The 23155-nt window shown below is 66.6% G+C and carries 22 protein-coding genes; 15 read left to right on the forward strand and 7 right to left on the reverse strand.

The features are described from left to right. Window positions 1-172 precede the first annotated feature (172 nt). A complete protein-coding gene (locus EPL03_RS09580; RefSeq protein ID WP_135829105.1) occupies window positions 173-1453 on the reverse strand; it encodes an outer membrane protein assembly factor BamB family protein in 1281 nt (426 codons plus the stop codon). A gap of 775 nt (window positions 1454-2228) precedes the next feature. On the opposite strand from EPL03_RS09580, the gene EPL03_RS09585 reads away from it, so the two are divergent. The 13 genes from EPL03_RS09585 (at window position 2229) to EPL03_RS09645 (ending at window position 15152) form a co-directional block, all read left to right on the forward strand. Further along, on the forward strand, window positions 2229-2639 hold the full coding sequence (locus EPL03_RS09585) for an NADH-quinone oxidoreductase subunit A (protein WP_135829551.1): 411 nt from the start codon (window positions 2229-2231) through the stop codon (window positions 2637-2639). Further along, on the forward strand, window positions 2636-3343 hold the full coding sequence (locus EPL03_RS09590; protein ID WP_135829106.1) for an NADH-quinone oxidoreductase subunit B: 708 nt from the start codon (window positions 2636-2638) through the stop codon (window positions 3341-3343). Before EPL03_RS09585 ends, EPL03_RS09590 begins: the two co-directional genes overlap by 4 nt. Continuing rightward, on the forward strand, window positions 3340-5007 hold the full coding sequence (locus EPL03_RS09595; protein ID WP_135829107.1) for an NADH-quinone oxidoreductase subunit D: 1668 nt from the start codon (window positions 3340-3342) through the stop codon (window positions 5005-5007). The genes EPL03_RS09590 and EPL03_RS09595 overlap by 4 nt, the downstream gene beginning before the upstream one ends. Further along, window positions 5007-6089, forward strand: coding sequence for a complex I subunit 1/NuoH family protein (locus EPL03_RS09600; RefSeq protein WP_135829108.1), 1083 nt, complete (start codon window positions 5007-5009; stop codon window positions 6087-6089). Before EPL03_RS09595 ends, EPL03_RS09600 begins: the two co-directional genes overlap by 1 nt. Continuing rightward, window positions 6089-6550: a NuoI/complex I 23 kDa subunit family protein gene (locus EPL03_RS09605; RefSeq protein WP_135829109.1), complete on the forward strand. Its 462-nt coding sequence runs from the start codon at window positions 6089-6091 to the stop codon at window positions 6548-6550. The genes EPL03_RS09600 and EPL03_RS09605 overlap by 1 nt, the downstream gene beginning before the upstream one ends. A gap of 52 nt (window positions 6551-6602) precedes the next feature. Then, window positions 6603-6875, forward strand: coding sequence for an NADH-quinone oxidoreductase subunit J (locus tag EPL03_RS09610; protein ID WP_135829110.1), 273 nt, complete (start codon window positions 6603-6605; stop codon window positions 6873-6875). Further along, window positions 6872-7291 carry an NADH-quinone oxidoreductase subunit J gene (locus EPL03_RS09615; protein ID WP_244605238.1) on the forward strand — a complete coding sequence of 140 codons (420 nt, stop codon included), beginning with the start codon at window positions 6872-6874 and terminating at the stop codon, window positions 7289-7291. The genes EPL03_RS09610 and EPL03_RS09615 overlap by 4 nt, the downstream gene beginning before the upstream one ends. Further along, the gene (gene nuoK, locus EPL03_RS09620; RefSeq protein ID WP_135829111.1) at window positions 7291-7593 is read left to right on the forward strand and encodes an NADH-quinone oxidoreductase subunit NuoK; all 303 of its coding nucleotides are present in this window, start codon (window positions 7291-7293) and stop codon (window positions 7591-7593) included. The genes EPL03_RS09615 and nuoK overlap by 1 nt, the downstream gene beginning before the upstream one ends. Window positions 7594-7597: 4 nt before the next feature. Further along, entirely contained in the window at window positions 7598-9637 is a 2040-nt protein-coding gene (gene nuoL, locus EPL03_RS09625; protein ID WP_135829112.1) for an NADH-quinone oxidoreductase subunit L, read from the forward strand. Continuing rightward, window positions 9638-11170 (forward strand): complex I subunit 4 family protein, encoded by a 1533-nt coding sequence (locus tag EPL03_RS09630; protein ID WP_135829113.1) that lies wholly within the window; start codon window positions 9638-9640, stop codon window positions 11168-11170. Further along, window positions 11171-12667, forward strand: a complete 1497-nt coding sequence (locus tag EPL03_RS09635; RefSeq protein WP_135829114.1) for an NADH-quinone oxidoreductase subunit N — start codon at window positions 11171-11173, stop codon at window positions 12665-12667. Window positions 12668-13314: 647 nt separating this feature from the next. Beyond that, entirely contained in the window at window positions 13315-14799 is a 1485-nt protein-coding gene (locus EPL03_RS09640) for a DHH family phosphoesterase (RefSeq protein WP_135829115.1), read from the forward strand. 53 nt (window positions 14800-14852) lie between these two features. Beyond that, window positions 14853-15152 carry a hypothetical protein gene (locus EPL03_RS09645; RefSeq protein ID WP_135829116.1) on the forward strand — a complete coding sequence of 100 codons (300 nt, stop codon included), beginning with the start codon at window positions 14853-14855 and terminating at the stop codon, window positions 15150-15152. A 29-nt stretch (window positions 15153-15181) separates the two neighbouring features. Here EPL03_RS09645 and EPL03_RS09650 read toward each other — a convergent pair whose 3' ends face one another. The 4 genes from EPL03_RS09650 to EPL03_RS09665 form a co-directional block, all read right to left on the reverse strand. Beyond that, window positions 15182-15400 (reverse strand): hypothetical protein, encoded by a 219-nt coding sequence (locus tag EPL03_RS09650; protein WP_135829117.1) that lies wholly within the window; start codon window positions 15398-15400, stop codon window positions 15182-15184. A gap of 70 nt (window positions 15401-15470) precedes the next feature. Then, window positions 15471-17171, reverse strand: a complete 1701-nt coding sequence (locus EPL03_RS09655) for an acyl-CoA mutase large subunit family protein (RefSeq protein ID WP_135829118.1) — start codon at window positions 17169-17171, stop codon at window positions 15471-15473. Window positions 17172-17214: 43 nt separating this feature from the next. Then, entirely contained in the window at window positions 17215-18027 is an 813-nt protein-coding gene (locus tag EPL03_RS09660; protein WP_244605239.1) for an ABC transporter permease, read from the reverse strand. Continuing rightward, on the reverse strand, window positions 18024-19103 hold the full coding sequence (locus EPL03_RS09665; protein ID WP_135829119.1) for an ABC transporter ATP-binding protein: 1080 nt from the start codon (window positions 19101-19103) through the stop codon (window positions 18024-18026). Before EPL03_RS09665 ends, EPL03_RS09660 begins: the two co-directional genes overlap by 4 nt. A 103-nt stretch (window positions 19104-19206) precedes the next feature. Here EPL03_RS09665 and EPL03_RS09670 point away from each other — a divergent pair, with 103 nt between their 5' ends. Next, window positions 19207-20064: an ArsR/SmtB family transcription factor gene (locus EPL03_RS09670; RefSeq protein ID WP_135829120.1), complete on the forward strand. Its 858-nt coding sequence runs from the start codon at window positions 19207-19209 to the stop codon at window positions 20062-20064. On the opposite strand, the gene EPL03_RS09675 is transcribed toward EPL03_RS09670, so the two are convergent. Continuing rightward, the gene (locus EPL03_RS09675) at window positions 20065-20895 is read right to left on the reverse strand and encodes a CBS pair associated ParBc domain-containing protein (RefSeq protein ID WP_135829121.1); all 831 of its coding nucleotides are present in this window, start codon (window positions 20893-20895) and stop codon (window positions 20065-20067) included. Between the two features lie 149 nt (window positions 20896-21044). Between EPL03_RS09675 and EPL03_RS09680 the strand changes: the two genes are divergently transcribed. Further along, window positions 21045-22661, forward strand: coding sequence for a long-chain-fatty-acid--CoA ligase (locus tag EPL03_RS09680; protein ID WP_135829122.1), 1617 nt, complete (start codon window positions 21045-21047; stop codon window positions 22659-22661). On the opposite strand, the gene EPL03_RS09685 is transcribed toward EPL03_RS09680, so the two are convergent. Further along, window positions 22662-22928, reverse strand: coding sequence for a DUF7520 family protein (locus EPL03_RS09685; RefSeq protein WP_135829123.1), 267 nt, complete (start codon window positions 22926-22928; stop codon window positions 22662-22664). Between the last annotated feature and the right edge of the window lie 227 nt (window positions 22929-23155).

Consider the following 23155-nt stretch of genomic DNA (forward strand, 5'->3'; position numbering starts at 1 on the left):
GTGCTGTTGCGGTCGCGGTGCGCGGTGCTGTTGCGGTCGCGGTGCGGTAACTCATAGGCCTCGGCAGCCAGAAGTCGAGACCAGCCGTCTCAATGCATACTCGAACCCATGCGCCGAGAGCGTTCGTTCCCGGTTCAAACGCCCCGACCCCTCAGACGGCGTATCTCAGACCTTAGAACAGCCCCGAATCCTCCGCTGGCGGCACGTCCCCGAGCACACCGACGCTATCGATAGTGTTAGCTGCAAAGTAGACAGCCCCGTCGATGAGCACCGGGGGCGTCGTAAACAACACGTCGAACCCGTCGATGTGATAATACCAGCGCACATCACCGGTCTCACGGTCGAATGCAGCGATTGTGGGCCACGCGGTCTCCAGATCGAACGCCTCGGACTTGACCGGAGCGACGACGGTGTCCCGTCCGACACAGAGCCCCTCCTGGCATCCCTCGGCGTCGAGACGCCACTCCACAGTCCCGTCTTCGACGGAGAGCGCTGCGAGGCTCTCGCCGGTCAGCCAATACGCGGTTCCGTCCGCGAGTGCTACGCCGTGAGCCGCGCGGTCGTAGCCGTCGAGCCTCCGGAGACGCTCTCCGGTGTCGGCATCGTGGACGGTAAGTTCACCGTTGGCAGCAACGACGAGTCCTCTCGCCGTCGCTCTCGGACCGAGTGCGACGGCCTCGACACTCTGGCTCCACACTTGGCTTCCGTCCGCGATATCGAGGCGATACAGCTCCGATTCTGAGGCGACGTAAACGCCGTCTCCTTGGACCGCTGGAGCGTCAATTGGGTGCCCCGCCAGCGGAGTGGACCACTGCTGTTCTCCCGTCGTGGCGTCGAGCGCTGTGAGGGCAGTCTCCCGTCCGGACTCTTCAGGAATCAGCACGAGCGTCTCCGAAGAGACGGCAGTGATATCGGTGCGGGAAACGGTGCCGGATAGCGTCGCGGTCCATTCTCGGTCACCTGACTCACGGTCGAGAGCAACTACTTGGTCTCCATACGCGGCGACTAGTACCTCCCCGACGACGGCAGATGTATAGTGGCTTGCCTCCTCGATACTGACGCTCCAGCGCTCGGAGCCATTCGTCGCGTCGAGCCCGACGATTTTCGGGTCCGGGTTCGGATCGACGTTTCCGATGTAGACTTCACCGTCGGCCGCAACCGGTAGCCAACGCGTGAATGCGTCCGATGTCCAGGCGAGATTTCCGCGCGACGGAGCAGTTGCCCTTGTCGCCCCTGTGTTCCCGTCGTCGCGCATATACTGCGGCCACGACCCGGATGGGGTCGACGGGAGGGACCGACCACGGCTACCGAGACAACCGCTAAGACCAACACCGACACCAGCGATGCCCGCCGCCAGAAACGTTCTCCGTTTCACGCCTGCCGTGTCTTGTGCTGTCTCACCCTTTCGGGATGGGTCGCCGAACACGGTCTCGTCGTTCTTGGAGGGATTCACGTAGACGTTTTATCAAAAAACGATTGTAAGTGTGTCGGACATCCATTTCGGGATGTAGTATGTACGTATCGGTTGAACGGATTCTTGGGGCGTCGTTGCCAGTATTTCGTAGTGACTATGGGTCGTGAGCCTCGCCGAAATTCGCGCATATAGTAGACAACTCAATAAGATCGGCCGTTTCGAGCGCGAACTGAGTCAGTTCCTGTTCGCTGAATCGTCCGATACTACGCGTCGCAGGCCCGTTGAACTCACTATAGTCTCAACTCCCGCGGCGCAGATAGCGTCACGGAACCCTTCTCGTCTGAAAGGCGCTTAGGTAGTTGCCGCTCGAGTTACGGAGAAACCGTGACCGAACTCCAATGACGACCGCACTGCAACCGCGACCGCATCGCGACAGCAACCGCGACCGCATCGCGACAGCAAACGCGACCGTCCCTATCCCTGAGCCAGTGAAAGCCCCAATCGCGACCGCGACAACACTCGCCACGGCACCGAGGCCGGCGACCGCTGCGGTGGTTCGCGTCCCTCTCCATGAGCACGCGGCTGGCGGTTTCTCGCGGTTTGGTCGGGTTAACGTCAGCGAGCGAGAATTCCGAGGGCGTGGTTTCCCCGTCGCTACCCCCACCAGCCTCGATTTCGACTCGAAACAGTCCGTTTCTCGACGGGACCCGGCAGGGCGTCCAACGACGCGCGAGACGCCCGGATTCGTCCGAATCGCAAGAATCAACGCTTATAGGGGTGCGCTCACAATCGTCCGATGGTAGGAGACTACGGCATGAATCCATGGATAGCGATTGGCGCGCTGGCGCTGATGGGGCTGTTGATACCGCTCGGGATGATGACGGTATCCAGCCTCATTCGGCCGAGCGTGCCCGAGAAAGGGAAAACCGCCACCTACGAGAGCGGCGAGGTTCCGACCGGCGGGACCCGCATCCGATTCAACATCCAGTACTACATGGTCGCGCTGCTGTTCGTCGTCTTCGACATCGAGACCGTCCTCATCTTCCCCTGGACGGTCATCTACCGGGACGCGGTCTCGATGGAGGGCGTCGGGCTGGTCGGCGCACTGTTGCCGATGCTGGTGTTCGTCGCCATCCTCGTCGTCGGTCTCGGCTGGGCGTGGCGGCAGGGCGCTGTACAGTGGGTCCGTAACACTTCGAGGGCCGAACGGAGCGTGGAAAGATAATGAGCAACGAACCACGGGACGCGATTCACGGGAGCACAGACCCACAGACCAAGACCCGCGAGGCGCGGATGGGGAGTGGCGTGGACAATCGGTTCAACTCCAAGCTTCGGGAGGCGCTGGGGTCGACGCCGTTCATCCTCACGAAGTTCGACAAGTTCCTGAACTGGGCGCGCGGGTCGTCGATGTTCATGCTGCAGTTCGGTATCGCCTGCTGCAGCATCGAGATGATGCACACCTACGCGGTCAAGCACGACCTCGACCGATTCGGGTCGGGCGTCCCCCGCGCCTCGCCCCGGCAGGCCGACGTGATGATCGTGCCGGGCACCATCGTCTCGAAGTTCGCGCCCCGGATGAAGCGCGTGTACGACCAGATGCCCGAGCCGAAGTTCGTCGTGGGGATGGGCTCGTGTACCATCTCGGGCGGGCCGTTCCAGGAGGGGTACAACGTCATCAAGGGAGCCGAGGAGGTCATCCCGGTCGACATCCACGTCCCCGGCTGTCCGCCCCGCCCCGAGGCGCTGGTGTACGGCGTCGTCAAGCTCCAGGAGCGGGTCTCGAACGGCGAGACCTCCCCGGTGACTGTCAAGCCGTACGAACTCGAACAGTTCGGCGACCTCGACCGCGACGAGTTGGTGCAGAAGCTCGCGGACGAAATCGACGAGGACGACCTCGTCATGCGATACAACTGGGCTGATTCGCCATGAGTCTGGAAGAACGGACGACCGCCGTCGGGGTCACCGAGGAAGGCGTCGACTACGACGCCCTCGAGGAACTGCTCGGCGACCGCGTCATCGGGCGGGAGAGCCACCTCAACGCCGAAGGGTTCGTCGTTCGCCCCGACGAGGTGGCAGGCGCGCTCGAGCTCCTCCGCGAGGAGGCCGGGTTCGACCACCTCTCGCTGGTAACCGCACAGGACTACGCGGACCGCTACGAGAGCATCTACCACCTGACCAAGTACGACGACCGGACCCAGGAGGTCAGCGTGGTCGTCCCGACCGACGTCGAGAACCCGACCAGCGAGTCGGCCGCGTCGGTGTACAAGACGGCCGAGTGGCACGAGCGCGAGGCCTACGACCTCGTCGGCGTCGACTACGAGACCCATCCGGACCTCCGGCGCATCCTGCTGCCCGAGACGTGGCAGGGCCACCCGCTGAGTTCGGACTACAACCAGGACAAGCCCCAGATAGTCACGCTGAAAGAGCACGCCAACCCGCTTCAGGAGGACCACCACGACGCCGAGTCGGACACGATGTTCCTCAACATCGGGCCCCACCACCCGGCGACCCACGGCGTGCTCCACGTCAAGGCGGTCCTCGACGGCGAGGAGGTGGCCGACGTCGAACCCGACATCGGCTACCTCCACCGGTGCGAGGAGCAGATGTGCCAGCAGGGCACGTACCGCCACCAGATAATGCCGTACCCCGACCGGTGGGACTACGCGTCCGCCGGGATACTCAACGAGTGGGCGTACGCCCGCGTGGCCGAGGACCTCAACGACATCGAGGTGCCCGAGTACGCCCAGGTCATCCGGACGATGAGCGCGGAACTCTGTCGGATCGCCGCGCACATGCTGGCGCTGGGAACGTTCTGTCTGGACATCTACGGCGACTTCACCGCCATCTTCATGTACGCCATGCGCGACCGCGAGAAGGTCCAGAACATCCTCGAGGACCTGACGGGCCAGCGCATGATGTTCAACTACTTCCGGCTCGGCGGGGTCGTCTGGGACCTGCCCGAGCCCCGCGAGGAGTTCTTCGAGCAGATTCGGGACTTCATCGACGACCTGCCCGAGACGCTCGAGGAGTACCACGACCTCATCACGGGCAACGAGATATTCCAGACCCGCACCATCGACACCGGCGTCATCGATCCCGAGACGGCCAAGCAGTACGGCTGTACCGGCCCGGTCGCCCGCGCGTCGGGCGTCGACTACGACCTCCGGCGCGACGACCCGTACGGCTACTACGACGAGCTCGACTGGGACGTCGTCACCGAGGACGGGTGCGACAACTACGCGCGGCTGCTCGTCCGGATGCAGGAGGTCGAGGAGTCGGCGAAGATAATCGAGCAGTGCGTCGACCTGCTCGAGGATTGGCCCGAAGACGAGCGCACCATCCAGAGCAACGTGCCCCGGACGCTCAAGCCCGACCCCGACACGGAGGTCTACCGCGCCGTCGAGGGCGCGAAGGGGGAACTCGGCATCTACGTCCGGTCGGACGGGACGGACACGCCGGCCCGGTTCAAGATACGGAGCCCGTGTTTCAACAATCTCCACTCGCTGGAGGCGATGGCCGAGGGCGAATACGTCCCCGACCTCGTCGCCGCGCTGGGTAGCCTCGACGTCATCCTCGGGGAGGTGGACCGGTGATGTTCGCGCCGCTACAGGCCGAGCCGACCCTGCTCCCCGAGACCATCGGGCGAGTGCTGTTCGGTTCCGAGCTGGCGGTCTGGCAGGAGGTCGTGGCGGGGCTCATCGGCGCGTTCGTCGTCGCCAACATCATGCTTGCCAACGCCGGCGTGGCCGGACCGTGGGCCAAGCGGAAGATAACGGCGGCGTTCACCGACCGCATCGCCATCAACCGTCACGGACCTGCGGGACTGCTCATCATCCCCGCCGCCGCGATTCAGCTGATGGCGAAAGAGCTCATCATCCCGGACGGTGCCGACCGGCCGGCGTACGACATCGCGCCGATACTGCTCGCGTTCTCGGCGCTTCTGGGCTTTGCCGTCATCCCGATGGGGTCGATATTCGGCATCAACGTCCAGATGGCCGACCCCGAGACGGGCGTGGCGTTCGTCTTCGCAGCCGCGTCGATCGCCACCCTCGCGCTGACTATGGGCGGGTACGCGTCGAACAACAAGTACTCGATGATGGGCGGGCTGCGCGCCATCGCGCAGAACATCGCCTACGAGATTCCGCTCATCGTGACCGGGGCGTCGGTCGTGCTCTTCACGGGGACGCTCCAGACCAGCGAGGTCGTCGCCCAGCAGGCCGAACCGCTGCTGACGGTCGCGGGCGTGACGATTCCGTCGTGGTTCGCGTTCGTGAACCCCTTCGCGTTCGTGCTGTTCATGGTCGCGAACCTCGCGGAGGTCGGCCGCAACCCGTTCGACATTCCGGAAGCGCCGACGGAGATCGTCGCGGGGTACATGACCGAGTACTCCAGCATCTACTTCGTCCTGTTCTACATGGGCGAGTTCATCCACATCTTCCTCGGCGGGGCCATCGTCACGACGCTGTTCCTCGGGGGCCCGGCCGGACCGGTCCTGCCCGGGTTCGTCTGGTTCATCGTCAAGATATGGGCCGTGTTCCTGTTCACCCAGTGGGCCCGGTCGGCGATTCCCCGCCTTCGCATCGACCAGCTCATCGAGATCGGATGGAAGGGCATGCTCGTCCTTTCGTTCGTCAATCTCGTCCTGACGGCAGTCATCGTCGGGGTGACGTTCTAATGATCGGACTCCTCAAGTCAATGGCGACTACGATGAAACACGCACTGGACGGGTCCACGTTCACGGTTCAGTATCCCGACGTGGCACCCGAAGTGAGCCCGCGATTCCGGGGCGTACACAAGTTCAGCCAGGAGCGATGCATCTGGTGTCGCCAGTGCGAGAACGTCTGTCCGAACGACACGATACAGATCGTGCAGGACGACCAGCGCAACGGCGAGCAGTACAACCTCCACATCGGCCAGTGCATCTACTGCCGGCTGTGCGAGGAGGTCTGTCCCGTGGACGCCATCCTGCTGACCGAGAACTTCGAGTTCACGGCCGACACGAAGGACGAATTCGTATTCAACAAGGAACAGCTCAAGAACGTCCCGTGGTACAAGGACATGGACCCCCTCGAATCCCGCGAGCCCGACCGGGGCGCGTGGATCGGCGAGGGCGAAGGCGAGGTGGACTACCAGTAACTCCGTCTCGAAAGGTTGAAAGGACGATTACCAGAACTTCAAGGTGACTCAAATGGTGTACGAGATGATCGCGTTCGGGCTGTTCGCCGTCGTCACGATAGCGAGCAGTCTGGGCGTCGTCCTGGTGCAGGACGTGTGGCACTCCGCGTTGCTGCTGGGTGTCGCGTTGCTCTCCGTCGCGGTCCACTACGTGATGTTACAGGCGGAGTTCCTCGCGGCGATGCAGATACTCGTCTACGTCGGCGGGGTGCTCGTCCTCATCACGTTCGCCGTGATGCTCACGCGCCAGGCACAGACAGACGAAGAGGAGGTGAGTAGTGCATGAGTGGCGACGAGGAGGAACGGCCTCCGTCGAGTGACGTCGACGCCCGCGCCCGCAAGTGGCCCGGCATCGCAGCCGTCGCGCTGTTCGTCGTGCTCGCAGCGGTGTTCGTCGGCGCGCCGTTCGGCGACCCCGCACCCGGCTTCGAGGGCGACGCCGGAATCATGGCGAGCATCGGTTACTCGATGTTCAACATCGACGCGCCCAACGCCGTTCCCAGCGAGGGCTTTCTCGTGACGTTCATCCTCATCGCGGTGGTGCTCGACGCCGCGCTCGACGGCGCGGTGATGCTGGCCAGCCGCGAAGACGAGGGCGAACTCACGACGGCCCTGCGCTCGGAGGGCGAGCGGGTGCCGGCGACCGACGGCGGCCGGCCCGCGGAACCGACCCCGACTGACGACGAGGAGGTGGACGACTGATGGTTCCCATCGAGTACTACCTCCTGCTGTCGGCCGCCGTGTTCTGCATCGGCGTGTTCGGCATCCTGACCCGGCGCAACGCGTTGTTGTTCCTGATGAGCGTGGAACTGCTGTTGAACTCGGCGGCGGTCAATCTCGTCGCGTTCTCGCGGTTCCACGGCAACCTCACCGGGCAGACGTTCAGCCTGTTCGTGCTGGGGCTGGCGGCGGCCGAGGTCGCCATCGGAATCGGCATCGTGCTGGTGCTGTATCGCAACTTCGCGGACGTGGACGTGACCCGAGCGACAACGATGAGGTGGTAAAACGATGGCAGCACTCCCCTTCGAGTTGGCACCGGTCATCGCGGCCCTGCCGTTCGTATCGTTCCTGATCGCCCTGCTCGTCGGTGCGTTCGCCCCGCGACTGCTCCCGAAGGGCGGCGCGGTCCCGGGCATCCTCGCCACAGCGGGCTCGCTCGCGCTGTCGGTGTGGGCGTTCGTGGCCGTCCGCGGGTCGTCCGAGGGCCTCTACCACGACTCGATAACGTGGGTCGCCGGCTACGGCGACGCCGCGTTCGACCTGCACTTCGGCGTCTTGCTCGACCCGCTGTCGACGATGATGCTCATCATCGTCTCGCTGGTCGCGCTCCTGGTCCACGTGTTCAGCCTCGGCTACATGAACGACGAGGACGAGACCGGCCTGCCCCGCTACTACGCCGGTCTCGGGCTGTTCACCGCGAGCATGCTGTCGTTCGTCTTCGCGGACAACCTGCTGATGGCGTTCATGTTCTTCGAGCTGGTGGGCCTGTGTTCGTGGCTGCTCATCGGCTTCTGGTTCCGCGAGGAGGGCCCGCCGAGCGCGGCCAAGAAGGCGTTCCTCGTCACGCGGTTCGGGGACTACTTCTTCCTCGTCGGCGTGGTCGGCGTGTTCGCCACGTTCGGCACGTCGATGTTCGTCGGCAGCGAGTCGTTCCCCGTCCTGGCCGAGGAAGTGCTCGCGGGCGGGGCCGGAGCCGAGGTGACGACCTACCTCGGGCTCGACCCGCAGGCGTGGTTCGCGGTGCTCGGCCTGCTGATTCTGGGCGGCGCGGTCGGCAAGTCCGCCCAGTTCCCCCTGCACACGTGGCTGCCCGACGCCATGGAGGGTCCGACCCCCGTGTCGGCGCTCATCCACGCGGCGACGATGGTCGCGGCGGGCGTCTACCTCGTCGCGCGCATCTACGGGTTCTACGCCCTGCTGCCCCAGGTGCTGGCGCTCATCGCGTTCATCGGCGGCTTCACCGCGCTGTTTGCCGCCACCATGGGCGTCGTCAAGAAGGAGATAAAGCAGGTGCTGGCGTACTCGACCATCTCCCAGTACGGGTACATGATGCTCGGGCTGGGCGCTGGCGGCTACGTCGCGGCGACCTTCCACCTGATGACCCACGCGTTCTTCAAGGCACTACTCTTCCTCGGTGCCGGGTCGGTCATCATCGCGATGCACCACAACGAGAACATGTGGGACATGGGCGGGCTCAAGGACAAGATGCCCGTCACCTACTACGCGTTCCTCTCGGGGTCGCTCGCGCTGGCGGGCATCGTCCCGTTCTCGGGCTTCTGGTCGAAAGACGAGGTGCTGTACGAGGCGCTCGTCCACGGTCTCAACAGCCCGCTGTTGCTCGGCGCGTACGCGATGGGTCTGCTGGCGGTGTTCTTCACCGGGTTCTACACCTTCCGGATGGTGCTTCTGACCTTCCACGGCGAGCCCCGGAGCGACACCGCCCGCGACCCCCACGGCGTCAGGTGGAACGTCAAGCTCCCGCTGGCGGTGCTCGGAATCCTGGCGGCCGTCGCCGGCCTCGTCAACATGGTGCCGGTCCAGGAGCTCACGGGCGTCCACCTGGAGTTCCTCCACGACTGGCTCGACGCCGGGCCGGAGGCGCTGAGCGCCCACCACTACGGCGACCTGCTCCACGACTTCGCGGGCTACACCGCCGCCGAACTGAGCTCGCTCGCGGCGGGCGCGGTGTCGCTGGCGCTGGCGCTCATGGGCTCGGGCGTGGCGTGGATACTGTACACCGACCCCGAGCCCCAGGAGCACACCGACCGGCTCGGTGCGGTCAAGACGCTGTGGTTCAACAACTACTACCAGGACGAGTACCAGGTCTGGCTCGCCGAGGGCGTCACCCTGCCGCTGGCGCGGGCTGCCGACAAGTTCGACCAGGGCGTCATCGACGGGGTCGTTGACGGCGTCTCCAGCGTGAGCCTGTTCGGCGGGAGCCGGCTCAAGCGGATTCAGACGGGCGTGGTGTCGAACTACGCCTTCCTGCTGACGACCGGGCTGGTCGTGTTGCTCGTCGCGTTCGGCCTCATGGGAGGTTGGTTCTGAATGCTGATCGAAGCACTCATCGCGGCGACGTTGGTGAGCGCGTTCGCCGTCTTCCTCGCTCCCGACAAGGTGGCGGGCAAGCTCGCGTTCGCGCTCAGCCTGCTCCCGCTCGGCGGGAGCCTCTGGATGTACAGCACGTACGAGGCCAGCGGAAACGCGCTCCTGTCGGGGAGCGAACTGGCCTTCGAGGAGAGCTTCCAGTGGGTCGCGGCCGGCGACTACGCGCTGCAGTGGCACGTCGGCCTCGACGGCATCAGCATGCCGCTGGTGGCGCTGACCACGGTGCTCACGTCGCTGGCGCTGCTGGCGTCGTGGACGCCCATCGACGAGCGGGAGAGCCAGTTCTACGGGCTGATGCTGTTCCTCGAAGCGGGGCTGCTCGGCGTCTTCTCGGCGCTGGACTTCTTCCTGTGGTTCGTGTTCTGGGAGATGGTGCTCGTCCCGATGTACGTCCTCATCGGCGTCTGGGGCGGACCGCGCCGGAAGTACGCCGCCATCAAGATGTTCGTCTACACCAACGTCGCGAGCCTCGTGATGTTCCTCGGGTTCGTGGCGCTGGTGTTCGCGCTCGGCGACGTGAACACGTTCGACCTGCCGACGGTCGCCCAGGCGCTCCGGGCGGGCGAACTCGGTTCGCTCGGCCCGGTCGGCCCCGAATCGGTGAAGGTGGCGGCGTTCGCCGCCATGTTCCTCGGCTTCGCGGTGAAGGTGCCGGTGGTGCCGTTCCACACGTGGCTGCCCGACGCCCACGTCGAGGCCCCGACGCCGGTGTCGATCATGCTGGCGGGCGTCCTGCTGAAGATGGGGACGTACGCCCTGCTCCGGTTCAACTTCACGATGCTGCCGGGCGTCGCGGCCGACTACGCCACGCTCATCGCCGCCTTCGCGGTCGTGAGCGTCATCTACGGCGCGATGCTCGCGCTGGCCCAGTCGGACCTCAAACGCATCGTGGCGTACTCCTCGGTGTCGTCGATGGGGTACGTCATCCTCGGGCTGGTCGCGTACTCGCTGTACGGCCTCGGCGGCGCGACGTTCCAGATGGTCGCCCACGGCCTCATCTCGGGGCTGATGTTCATGGCGGTCGGCGTCATCTACAACACGACCCACACCCGGATGGTGTCGGACATGTCCGGGTTGGCCAGCAGGATGCCGTTCACCGTGACCGTGTTCGTCGCGGGCGCGTTCGGCTACATGGGCCTGCCGCTGATGGCCGGGTTCGCCGCCGAGCTGTTCATCTTCATCGGCGCGTTCGAGTCGACCGTGCTCGCGAGCGCGCCGCTGTTCACGGCGGCCGCGATGTTCGGCATCGTCATCGTGGCGGGCTACCTGCTGTTTGCGATGCAGCGCACGCTGTTCGGCCCGTTCGAGGTCGAGACCGACTACGACGTCGGCCCGGCGGCGTTCCACGACGTGGCACCTCTCGTAGTGTTGATACTGCTCGTGGTGCTGCTCGGCGTCGACCCGAACATCTTCTACGACATGATACAGGACGCAGTCCATCCGCTGGTCGAGTCCGCGGGAGGTGGTGTGTAGATGGCAGCAGTCGACCTTCCGCCGTGGATGGGGCTCGCGCCCGCGTTCGCGCTCGCGCTCGCGGCGCTCGTGCTGTTCCTCATCGATAGCGTCGACCCCGACTCCGACGACCCCGCGCTGCTGGCGGGCACGTCGGTCGTGGGCGCGCTGGCGGCCGCCGGCTTCGCGGCGTGGTACCTCGTGGCCGGCACCGGCGAGGAGCCCATCACGCTGTTCGGCGACGCGCTGGTCGTCGACACGATGAGCCTGTTCTTCGCGTTCCTGTTCGCCAGCGTGACCGCGCTGGTGAGCGTCGCCAGCTACGACTACATGGGCGACCACGACTACGTCGCCGAGTACTACGCGCTGGTGTTGCTGGCCGCGACGGGCATGACGGTGATGGCCGCCGCCAACAGCCTCGCGGTGGTGTTCGTCAGCCTCGAACTCGCCAGCCTGCCGTCGTACGCGCTGGTGGCCATCCTCAAGAAGAACCGGGGCAGCGTCGAGGCCGGGCTGAAGTACCTGCTGATCGGCGCGCTGTCGTCGGCCATCCTGGTGTACGGCATCAGTCTCGTCTACGGGGTCACCGGCTCGCTGCTGTTGCCCGACGTGGCGGCCGGCGTCGCCGACACCGAGCTGACCGGCGTGCTGGGCGTCGGCGTGCTGATGATACTGGGCGGGTTCGCGTTCAAGACCGCGAGCGTCCCGTTCCACTTCTGGGCACCCGAGGCCTACGAGGGCGCGCCCGCGCCCATCTCGGCGTTCCTCTCGTCGGCCTCGAAGGCCGCCGGGTTCGCCGTCGCCTTCCGAGTGTTGACGGTCGCGTTCCCGGTCGACTCGCTCGTGAGCGGCGCGGCGACGAGCGTCGACTGGGTGCTGGCGGCCCAGATACTCGCGGTCCTCACGATGACGGTCGGGAACTTCGCGGCCGCGACCCAGGACACGGTCAAGCGGATGCTCGCGTACTCCTCGATCGGTCACGCCGGCTACGCCCTCATCGGGCTGGCCGCGCTGACCGGCGGGAACGACCAGCTCGTGCTGGGCGCGAGCATGGCCCACCTGCTGGTGTACGGCTTCATGAACACCGGAGCCTTCCTGTTCGTCGCGCTGGCCGAACACTGGTCGGTCGGCCGCCGGTTCGAGGACTACAACGGGCTCGCGACCCGCGCGCCGTTCGCGTGCGCCGCGATGACCGTCTTCCTGTTCAGCCTCGCGGGCGTCCCGGTCGGCGGCGGCGCGCTCTCGAAGTGGTTCCTGTTCGCCGGAGCCGTGAGCGCGGGCGTCTGGTGGCTCGCGCTCGTCGGCGTGGTCAACAGCGCGCTGTCGCTGTACTACTACTCGCGGGTCGTCAAGGCGATGTGGATAGAAGAGCCCGACGGCGAGTTCGACATCGACTCCCGGCCGGTCGGCCTCTACGCCGCGCTCGCGACGGCCGCCATCGTGACGGTGTTGCTCATTCCGGGCTTCGGCCCGGTCTGGGAGTACGCCACCGGCGCGGCGGCCGCGCTCGTTGCCTGACCGCGAGAACTCGACTTTTCGCGGCGTCGCGGGTGGCTCGATTCGGAAACGTCGGCGTTACCGACGGTCGGTTCTGCGTCTCGATTCGACCGACCGCTCCACCCGGCGCGAGAACGACTTCTCCACGTCAGCGCGATAATGACTTCTCCACGTCGGCGCGCGCTGCGCGGTCCTCGTGACCGCGCCAACTCGTGCGAGGGATGAGGACCGCAGCAGAGCGAGGACCGCAATCGGCTGGGGAGGCGTGAGGCTCCTGCTGTGCGGTCGCGGTGCGGTGCAGTCGTGGATGCTGTGCGGTTGCGGGGCTGTGCGGTCACTCATCGGTTGAGGCAGAAGCTAGCTTCTCGTTACGACAAGTTGCGACGTGAGAGTGCCAAGGAAGCTAGCTACTGCCGAGGCGAGTGAGAACCGCACCGCAATCGAACGCCACAGCACCGCACGCCATAGCACTGCACGCCGAAGCACCGCACGCCACGACACGGCCCAGCACCCCGACCGTCCTCGAAGTGCGAGTCCGAGTGCCGAGGCAGACCGACGAACTCGCGCCCGGCTCCGGACGACCCACGGACCCCGAAATCGCCACCGAGAACCGGTTTCGAGCCATAGACGGTAGACTTTAGGCCGCGCAACCGGAAGCGCGGGATAGAATGGTTTCCCGGCTCGTACTGGGATGTGGAACCGTCGGCCAGAACCTCGTGGAGGCGATAGCCGACGGTCCCGAGGACCTGCTCGTCGTCGACGACGCCGAGAGCCGCATCGAGGCGCTCCGGGACGAGAAGGTGTCGGCGACCTGCGACGACCCGACCGACTCGGAGGTCGTGGCCGAGAGCGCCGAGAACCCCGACCTCGTCGTGGTCGCGGACGCCGATTCCGAGGTCAACCGAGCGGCTTCCGAACTCGCGGCCGAGCAGTTCCCCGAGGCGTACCTCGTCGCCTACGCCGGCGAGGAGCCGACCGCCGACCAGCGGTTCGCGCTCTCGGCGACCGCCGACCGGGTCGTCGACTCGACCGAGGCGGTCGCCCAGCAGGTGCTGACGGTCGCGCTCGGCGAGCACGCGGTCCGGACCGCGAACCTCCGGCGCACGCTCCGGGGCGTGGACGGGACGCTGGCGGTGTTCATGCACGACAACCCCGACCCGGACGCCATCGCCAGCGCCGTCGCGCTGTGTCGCGTCGCCGCGGAGACTGGCGTGGACGCCGAGGCGTGCTACTTCGGCGAGATATCCCATCAGGAGAATCGGGCGTTCGTCAACCTGCTCGATCTCGACCTCCGAAACTTCGAGTCGGCGTCGGAGTTCGACCTTTCGGAGTTCGGCGGTGTCGCACTGGTCGACCACTCTCGGCCGGGCGTCAACGACCAGCTCCCCGACGACACCCCGATAGACGTGGTGGTCGACCACCACCCGCCCAAGGAGCCGGTCGACGCCCGGTTCGTCGACCTCCGCAGCGACGTGGGCGCGACCTCGACCCTGCTGGCCGAGCACGTCCAGCGGCTCGGCATCGACCTCTCGGAGGCGGTGGCGACCGGCCTGTTGTACGGCGTCCGGGTCGACACCAAAGACTTCGCCCGCGAGGTCTCGACCGCCGACTTCGAGGCCGCCGCCTACCTGCTGCCCCGCGCCGACACCGCCGTCCTCGACCGGGTCGAGAGCCCGTCGGTCAGCGCCGACACCTTCGAGACGATGGCGCGGGCCATCCGAAACCGACGGCTCGACGGGACCGTGCTGGCCTCCTGCGTCGGCAAGCTCGCCGACCGGGACGCGCTGGCGCAGGCCGCCGACCAACTGCTCGCGATGGACGACGTCACCACGACCCTGGTGTACGGGTTCAAGGACGGGACGGTGTTCGTCTCGGCCCGGGCGCGCGCGACCGACGTCGACCTCGGCGAGACGATGCGGGCGGCGTTCGGCCAGATCGGGAGCGCGGGCGGCCACGCCGACATGGCGGGCGCACAGATTCCGCTCGGCCTGCTCGGCGAGGTCGAGGCCGAGGAGGAGGCGTCGCTGACCACGGTCGTCAGCGAGGTCATCACGGACCGCTTTTTCGAGACCATCCAGTCGACGCCCGACGCCGACTACGCCCCCGGCGGCGAGGCGAGCTTCGACGCGACGGTGCTCGAGCCCGAGAACTGATTCGGGGGAACGACGCCCGTCAGCTATTCCCGCGACGACGCCGTTGACGCCCCATGGGCGTCGAACAGTCGATGCGTACCGTCGACCGCGCGGTCGAGGAGAGTATCGGCAAGCGCCAGCAGTACAGGAACGACGACTCCGGCCGGTCCCAGCGACGGACCTACGAGAAGTCCCTCGAAGCCGTCGACGACCTCGCGGGCGAGGCTGCGGCCCAGCGACTCGCCTCGTGGATTGCCGAGACGATTCGGGAGAAAGAGAAGCTCCCGCCGAGCAGGCGAGTCCGGAAGAAAGGCGCGGAGATATGCCGGGACGCCGGGTATTCGGTGTCGACCAACGACTGGCTCGGGTCGTAGGCCGGATTTTCCGTCCTCGCTGACCCGTCTCAGTTCAGCGCGTCGACCTCGTCGGCGAGGTCCTCCGGAGCGTCGACCGGCCCGTTGACGAACAGGCCGTGCCCGATGACCGCGACCGCGACCAGCCCCGAAGCCGTGACCGCGGTCGGGAGCCCGACCGACGTGAGCAGGCCGACGCCAGCGCCGAGACTCATGGTGACGAGGATTGCGCCGAGGACGAGGTCGTAGTACTGGACCGTGTACTCCACGCCGGGAGGACGGCCCGCCGCGACAAGAGTCTTGGGAGCGTTCGGGCGGCCGTCCGCTCGACGTGCCGGCTCAGGCGACGTTGACGGTCTCCTGATACGACCCGTACTCGGCCTCGAACACCTGCATTATCTCGCCCATCGTGGCGTAGACTTTCACCGCGTCGACGATGGCGGGCATCACGTTCCCGTCGCTCTCGATGGCGTCACGGAGGTCGTCGAGCGCGTCTTCGACTGCCGCGTCGTCGCGCTCGTCTTTGACCGATTGGAGCCGGTCGAGCTGGCGCTGTTGGACCTCCTCGTCGACCGTGAGGATGTCGGGCTGGGTGTCCTCCTCGATTTCGTACTCGTTGACGCCCACGACGGTCTCCTCGCCGCGCTCGACTCGCTCCTGGTACTCGTAGGAGGCGTCCTGAATCTCGCGGTGGAAGTAGCCCTGTTCGATGCCCGCCAGCACGCCGTCCCGGACCGAGCCGTCGCCCATCTCCTTTATCTCCTCGATGTAGGCCATCGCCTTCTCCTCGACCTCGTCGGTCAGACTCTCGACCGCGAACGAGCCCCCGAGCGGGTCCGCGATGTCGGCCGCGCCCGACTCCTCGGCGATTATCTGCTGGGTCCGGAGCGCGACCCGCACCGCCTCCTCGCTCGGGAGCGCGAGCGCCTCGTCGAAGCTGTTGGTGTGGAGGCTCTGGGTGCCGCCCAGCACGCCCGCGAGCGCCTGAATCGTGACCCGGACCACGTTGTTGAGCGGCTGTTGGGCGGTCAGACTCTGGCCGGCGGTCTGGGTGTGGAACTTGAGTTGCTTGCTCGCCTCGGCCTCGGCGTCGTACCACTCGTCCATCACGGTCGCGTAGATGCGCCGGGCCGCGCGGAACTTCGCGACCTCCTCGAAGATGGCGTTGTGGGAGTTGAAGAAAAAGGAGAGCTGTGGCGCGAACTCGTCGATTTCCATGCCGCTGTCCAGACAGTCCTCGACGTACGCGAAGCCGTCGGCCAGCGTGAAGGCCAGCTCCTGGACCGCGGTCGAGCCGGCCTCCCGGATGTGATAGCCCGAGATGGAGACGGGCTTTATCTTGGGGGTCTCGTCGACCGCGAACTCGATGGTGTCGGTCACGATGTCGAGGCTGGGCTCCGGGGGCACCACCCACTCCTTCTGGGCGATGAACTCCTTGAGCATGTCGTTTTGCATGGTGCCCCGGAGCTGTTCGCGGGGGACGCCCTGCTGGTCGGCCAGCGCGACGTACATCGCGTAGATGACCGGCGCGGAGGGGTTGATGGTAAAGGAGGTCGAGACCTCGCCGAGGTCGATGCCGTCGAACAGTATCTCCATGTCCCGGAGGGTGTCGACCGCCACGCCCTCCTTGCCCACCTCGCCGTCCGAGAGCGGGTCGTCGGAGTCTTTGCCCATCAGGCTGGGCATGTCGAACGCGGTCGAGAGGCCGGTCTGGCCGTTCTCGATGAGGTAGTGGAACCGCTCGTTGGTCTCCTCGGCGGTGCCGAAGCCGGCGAACTGGCGCATGGTCCACGTCCGGCCGCGGTACATCGTGGGGTAGACGCCCCGAGTGTACGGCTCCTCGCCGGGGAACCCCAGGTCTTCCTCGTAATCGATGTCGGCGACATCCTCGGGCGTGTACAGCCGGTCGACTTCGAGGTTCGAGACCGTGGCGAACCGGTCCTGTCGTTCGCCGTAGGCGTCGAGTACGGGACCGAGGGTCTCGTCCTCCCACTCGTCTTTGCCCTCGCGTATCTCCGCGAGGTCGTCCTCGTCGTACATGGTCGTACATTCGCCGGACAGTCCATTAAGGATTCGGTGGCGTTCAGTAGTGGCCCATGACGCCCTCGCGGCGCGCCCACCGCTGGCAGTAGCCGAAGACCACGTAGCCCAGCGCGAGGTAGCCCACCCCGGTCACCACCAGCACGCCGAGTTCGTCAGTCGGCAACGCCCACAGCCGGACGCCGTCCCGCATCGCGGTCTGGAGCAACTGGCTGCCCTGCGCGAGCGGGAGCCACTTCAACAGCGGGTACTGGCCCACGGGCGCGGCGATGAGCCCGACGAACGCGAACTGCATGACCTGAAAGACGTTCTCGATGCGCTTGAACCGGATGGCGAGACCGCCGAGCGCGAACCCGACGCCGAGGGCCGGCGCGAGCGCGAGCACGCTGAGCGGGAGGACCGTCAGCGGGTCGAGCGCCAGCCACCGCCCCGACACCGCCATCATGAACGCGAGCGTGATAGCTCCCCAGAGGAAGGAAACGAGCACGTTCACGACGGTCTTGGCGAACATGACCCGCCCGAACCCGTACGGCGACATGAACAGCTGTTCGAGCGTTCCCCACTGAGACTCGCGGGTGACGTTCCACGACAGCCCCGAGAATCCCGAGAGCGCGAGCGTCCACAGCAGGAAGCCCACGATGATGCCCTCGATGGTGTCGGAGATGGCCGCGGGGGCGATTGCGCGCCCGCCGTAGAACACCGCGAGGAACAACAGCAGGAACTGCGCGATGTCCGTCAGGAAGTTCACGGGGTACCGGACCATCAGCAACACGCGCTTGCGCAGCGACGCGAGGAAGAACTTGAGGTACCCCACGGGGCCGGCCTCGACTCCCGTCGACCGCGTCGGCGCGCTCACGCGCCGTCACCTCCCGGACCGGTACCGGTGACGTCGAGGAAGACGTCTTCGAGGTCGGGTTCGAGCCCGTCCACGTCGAGCAGTCGATGGTCGGCCTCCCGGAGGACGTCGAGGACGCCGTACAGGGTGTCGTCCTCGCCGAGCGTGACGTCGAAGCGCGTGCGGTCCTCCAGCGACTCCCAGTTCTCGACGCGGAATCGACCGTCGAGGCGGTCCCGGACCTCGCTCGTCACGTCGCCCGCCACGACGAGTTGGTAGGCCTGCGTCTCGAAGACGCCGACGAGGTCCTCGACGGCGTCGTCGGCGATGACCCGTCCGTCCGAGAGGATGACGACGCGGTCACAGATTTCTTCGAGGACCTCCATGTCGTGGCTCGAGAGGACGACCGTGATCTCTTCCTCGTCGGCGAGCCGGGCGAGTTCGCGCCGGAGTTCCAGCGAGGCCTCGACGTCGAGGCCGAGCGTGGGCTCGTCGAGGAACACGACGTCGGTGCCGCGCGCGAGCGTCGCGGCCAGCGAGACCTTCTGTTTCTGTCCGCGCGAGAGCTCGTTGACGGGGTCGTCGGCCTTGTCCGCGAGCCCGAACTGTTCGAGCAGGCGGTCGTGGCGGTCCCGCGTCGACTCGGCGTGTTGCCCGCCCAGCGCCGCGAAAAACTCCAGGTTCTCCCGGACGGTGAGCCGCCAGTAGACGTTGCGCGCGCCCTCCAGCATCGCCCCGACGTGCTGGTAGGCTCGGCCCGGGTCGGCGTGCACGTCGACGCCGGCGACTCGGACGCTCCCGCTCGACGGGACGACCAGCCCGAGTATCGACTTGATGGTGGTGGTCTTGCCCGCGCCGTTGGGGCCGAGCAGCCCCACCACCGACCCGCGCTCGACCTCGAAGCTGACGCCGTCGACCGCCCGAACCGCGTCGTCGCCGCTCCCGTACGTCTTTCGGAGGTCTCGGACGCTCAGAACGGGGTCGTCCGGGCCCGTGGCGGTGTCCTCGCCCGAGCGATTAGCGTCGGTCGGCTTCCGTGCGGAGTCGTCTTCGGGTGCGGACGAGGCGTCGACGGCCTCGCCCTCCGTCGCATTCATGAGAGTATCCAGACAGGTGGGAGACAAAAGTGTTCCCAGAACGCCAGTTCAGCAATCGAGCTGACAATAAAGCGTTTTCAACCGGGCGGGTCTCTCGGGCACTATGGACGACGACGGCGAACTCCACCCCGCCGAGGCGTTCGGGATTCTCGGCGACGAGACGCGGGTCGCCATCCTCGAAACGCTCGCGGCGGCCGACCAGGGCGAGGAGGAGGGCCTCGCGTTCTCGGAGCTGCGCGAGCGCGTCGGTGTCCGGGACGCCGGGCAGTTCAACTACCACCTCGACAAGCTCCGCGACCAGTTCGTCGTCAAGCGCGACGGCCGCTACCACCCGCGGTTCGCCGCGCTCCGTGCGGTCGGTGCGATACGGTCCGGCACGTACACGGGCGCGTCGACGAGCGAGACGGCCGACTTCGACGCGACCTGCCCCGAGTGTGAGTCGTCGCTCTCGGCCGCGTACGACCACGGCCGCACTCGGATGGAGTGTCCCGAACACGGCGAGATATTCGGCACCGGGATACCCCCGCGAGCCGCCGCCGACCGGTCGGTCGCGGAGATCGTCAAGCTCGCCGACGCACAAGCCCAGCGCGAGGTCGAGCGGGCGGTCGACGGGACGTGTTTCGTCTGCTGGGGTCGAGTCACGCCGGAGGTCCCGGTCCAAAACGACGCCGACGGGAGAACGTACGCGAGGCTGAACTGCCGGAGCTGCTGGCTCTCGATGCTGCTCCCGGTGGGTGCCACGGCGCTGCGCCACCCCGCGATGGTGTCGTTCTACCACGACCACGGGGTCGACGTTCGCCGGCGGTCGTACCTCTGGTTCGATTTCGTGCGCGACCCCGAGCGGACTGTCGTCGTCTCCCGCGAGCCGGTCCGGATACGCGTGCGGACCGAGTTCGACGGGGACGCGCTTTCGCTGACGCTCGACGGCGACCTCGACGTCGCTTCGGTCGAGGAGCCGTGACTACTGCAATCGCTTGGTGGTCTCGACCAGCGGGTGGCGGGCGTAGTCGACCACGTCGATGTCGTCGAGCGTTTCGAGCCCCTCCTTCTCGGCGGTTTCGGCCATCCCGAGGTCGACGTCTTCGTCGACGAGGATGACGTAGGCGTCCATCCGGTCGAGGTCGACCCGGTCGGCCGCCATCACGCGGTGGTGGCCGTCGGCCAGCAGGAGGTCCTCGTCCCCGCCGTTGGGCGCGCAGTCGATGACCACGAGCGGTTCCGCCAGCCCGCGTTCGAGTTCGTAGGTCCGGCCTTCGAGTTCGTCTGCGTACACCTTCCCCTGGGTCGGCGTGAGCGCGTCCAGGGGCACCTCGCGGCGGGTCTGCTCGACTTCGGTGTCGTGGATGGACTCGAGCGTCCGCATGAGTTTGCCCACCTTCTCGGGGGTCGCGCGCTCTATCTGCGAGCGGATGACGTCCGTGTTCGAGATGATGCCCACGAGGTTGCCCGCGTCGTCGACGACCGGGAGCTTCTGGATGCCCGACCGCAGGATGACCCGCGCGGCCTCGTCGACCTTCATGTCGGGGTGGGCCACGATGAGGTCCTGGGACATCACCTTGAAGATGGGTTCGTCGGGGTCTTCGAGCAGGATGTCGCGGGCGGTGACGAATCCTTCGACCCGCCGCCCGTCACACACCGGGTAGCCGTTGTGGTCGTCGCTCTCGGAGATGCGACGCGCCACGGTCTCGACCGTTGCGTCGGGCGAGACCGTCGCCACGTCCCGCGTCATGTAGTCGCTGACCTTGGCCGTTCCGCTGGCCACGCCGCCGCCGTCCGGTGCCGCAACGTCCATGCACGCACGGACGCACGCCGCCGGCAAAAGGTTTCCCGCTCGCCCGTCGAGCCAGTCGCCCACGGCCGTTCGGACGCCGACCCGGTCGGCGCGGGCGAATATTTACCCGCTCCGCAACGTACTTCCTTAAAGTTCGTGAATGACAGCACATGGAGAAACCGCTACTGGTGACGGATTTCCTGGACCGAGCCCGCAACCACTACGGCGACCAGGAGGCCGTCGTGGCGACGACCGGCGACCGATTCACCTACGAGGAGTTCGGCGAGCGGGTCGACCGGCTCTCGGCGGCGCTGGCCGACCGCGGCATCGAGAAGGGCGACCGAGTGGCGGTGCTGGACCCGAACACCCACTACCACCTCGAATCCGCCCACGGAATCATGCAACTCGGGGCGATACACACCCCGCTGAACTACCGGTTGACCGCCGACGACTACGAGTACATCCTGAACGACGCGGGCGTCGACGCCGTCGTCGCCGACTACGCCTACGCCGACAAAATCGAACCCGTCCGCGACGACGTCCCCACCGATATCTTCGTCACAACCGACGCCGACCGCACCGACGGCGACTGGGAGGACTTCGACGAGGTCCTCGCGGACGCGGACCCCGAATCGTACGAGCGCCCGGAGATGGCCGAAGACGAGGTCATCACCATCAATTACACCTCCGGCACCACCGGCGACCCCAAGGGCGTGATGCGGACCCACCGGACCGAGACCCTCCACGCGTATATCCTCTCGGTCCATCACGAACTGTACGACGACGACGTCTACCTCTGGACGCTGCCGATGTTCCACGTCAACGGCTGGGGTCACATCTACGCGGTGACCGGGATGGGCGCGAAACACGTCTGCACCAGGGGCGTCGACGCCGCGGGCGTCGTCGAGACCATCCGGACCGAGGACGTGTCGTTCCTGTGTGGCGCGCCGACCGTCCTCAACATGCTCGCCGACTACTACGAGGACAACGACCAGCCCGCGATGAGCGGCGACAACGACGTGCGGGTCACGACCGCCGGGGCGGCCCCGCCCGAGGCCACCATCCGCACCGTCGAAGACGAGTTCGGCTGGTACCTCAAGCACCTCTACGGGCTGACCGAGACCGGGCCGCTCGTCACCATCTCGGACGCCCGCCGCCTGATGGGCGAAGACGACGGCCGGTTCAAGGTGAAAAAGCGCCAGGGGATGGGCGTCCTCGGCACGCAGGTCGACGTCGTCGACGAGGACGGCGAGTCGGTCCCCCGCGACGACGCGACCGTCGGCGAGATCGTGGTCCGGGGCAATCAGGTGATGGACGGCTACTGGAACAGGCCCGAGGCGACGGAGACGGCGTTCAACGAGAAGCGCGAGGGGTGGTTCCACACCGGCGACCTGGCGATCGTCGACGAGCACGGTATGGTGTCGATACAGGACCGCAAGAAAGACATCATCATCTCGGGCGGCGAGAACATCTCCAGCATCGAGCTCGAAGACACCCTCTTCGAGCACGACCAGGTCGACGAGGTCGCGGTCATCCCCGCGCCCAGCGAGCAGTGGGGCGAGACGCCAAAGGCGTTCGTGGTCCCGGCGTCGAGCGACCCCGACGAGCCCGGCGTGACCGAACGGGAGATACGGGAGTTCACCGAGGAACGGGTCGCCTCCTACAAGGCGGTCCACCGGGTCGAGTTCGTCTCGGAACTCCCCCAGACCGCCACGGGGAAGATACAGAAGTACGAACTCCGCGAGCGCGAGTGGGGCGACGAAGACCGGATGGTCGGTGAAGGGTAGTCAGCCGTCCTCGACCGCGGCGTCGTCGAGCCGCGAGGCGTACGCCACCAGCACGAGCGGGACGCCCAGCGCGAGGCCGACCGTGACGACGCCGTACGCCGCGAGTCCGAGCGGCGTCGGCCGGAGTTCGACCACGCCCAGCAGTGCGACCGACGTGAGGTCGTCGGGACCGAACGCGCCCAGCACTGCACCGAGGACGCCCGTGATTGCGACCACGACGCCGTAGAGGACGAACACGAACGACCGACCGCGGAACGTCCGGGACACGGTCGGGAGTCGGGTCGGCGGAACGATTAGCCTTTTCATCCACGGCCCCTACGGCCGTGCATGTCGGACAAGGAACTCCTCGCGCTGGTTCTGGGCGGCATCGTCGTGTTGATGTTCGCGATGGGCATCGTCCTCGTGGTGACCTGACCGCGGCCGCCGACGCGACGCCGCCGTCGGGGAGTCGTGTCGCTGTGGCCGCGAGCCGCGGCCGGTTCGTACCGCCCGGC

The organism is Halorussus halobius (assembly GCF_004765805.1).
Lineage (GTDB): Archaea > Halobacteriota > Halobacteria > Halobacteriales > Haladaptataceae > Halorussus > Halorussus halobius.

What these genes read in the sequence shown, in the direction of transcription:
- EPL03_RS09665 (WP_135829119.1), bottom strand. Translation starts at nt 19,103, where the DNA reads ATGAATGCGACGGAGGGCGAGGCCGTCGACGCCTCGTCCGCACCCGAA.
- EPL03_RS09655 (WP_135829118.1), bottom strand. Translation starts at nt 17,171, where the DNA reads ATGTACGACGAGGACGACCTCGCGGAGATACGCGAGGGCAAAGACGAG.
- EPL03_RS09635 (WP_135829114.1), top strand. Translation starts at nt 11,171, where the DNA reads ATGGCAGCAGTCGACCTTCCGCCGTGGATGGGGCTCGCGCCCGCGTTC.
- EPL03_RS09630 (WP_135829113.1), top strand. Translation starts at nt 9,638, where the DNA reads ATGCTGATCGAAGCACTCATCGCGGCGACGTTGGTGAGCGCGTTCGCC.
- nuoK (WP_135829111.1), top strand. Translation starts at nt 7,291, where the DNA reads ATGGTTCCCATCGAGTACTACCTCCTGCTGTCGGCCGCCGTGTTCTGC.
- EPL03_RS09600 (WP_135829108.1), top strand. Translation starts at nt 5,007, where the DNA reads ATGTTCGCGCCGCTACAGGCCGAGCCGACCCTGCTCCCCGAGACCATC.
- EPL03_RS09670 (WP_135829120.1), top strand. Translation starts at nt 19,207, where the DNA reads ATGGACGACGACGGCGAACTCCACCCCGCCGAGGCGTTCGGGATTCTC.
- EPL03_RS09615 (WP_244605238.1), top strand. Translation starts at nt 6,872, where the DNA reads ATGAGTGGCGACGAGGAGGAACGGCCTCCGTCGAGTGACGTCGACGCC.
- EPL03_RS09585 (WP_135829551.1), top strand. Translation starts at nt 2,229, where the DNA reads ATGAATCCATGGATAGCGATTGGCGCGCTGGCGCTGATGGGGCTGTTG.
- EPL03_RS09605 (WP_135829109.1), top strand. Translation starts at nt 6,089, where the DNA reads ATGATCGGACTCCTCAAGTCAATGGCGACTACGATGAAACACGCACTG.
- EPL03_RS09645 (WP_135829116.1), top strand. Translation starts at nt 14,853, where the DNA reads ATGGGCGTCGAACAGTCGATGCGTACCGTCGACCGCGCGGTCGAGGAG.
- EPL03_RS09610 (WP_135829110.1), top strand. Translation starts at nt 6,603, where the DNA reads ATGGTGTACGAGATGATCGCGTTCGGGCTGTTCGCCGTCGTCACGATA.
- EPL03_RS09640 (WP_135829115.1), top strand. Translation starts at nt 13,315, where the DNA reads ATGGTTTCCCGGCTCGTACTGGGATGTGGAACCGTCGGCCAGAACCTC.
- EPL03_RS09675 (WP_135829121.1), bottom strand. Translation starts at nt 20,895, where the DNA reads ATGGACGTTGCGGCACCGGACGGCGGCGGCGTGGCCAGCGGAACGGCC.
- EPL03_RS09680 (WP_135829122.1), top strand. Translation starts at nt 21,045, where the DNA reads ATGGAGAAACCGCTACTGGTGACGGATTTCCTGGACCGAGCCCGCAAC.
- EPL03_RS09595 (WP_135829107.1), top strand. Translation starts at nt 3,340, where the DNA reads ATGAGTCTGGAAGAACGGACGACCGCCGTCGGGGTCACCGAGGAAGGC.
- nuoL (WP_135829112.1), top strand. Translation starts at nt 7,598, where the DNA reads ATGGCAGCACTCCCCTTCGAGTTGGCACCGGTCATCGCGGCCCTGCCG.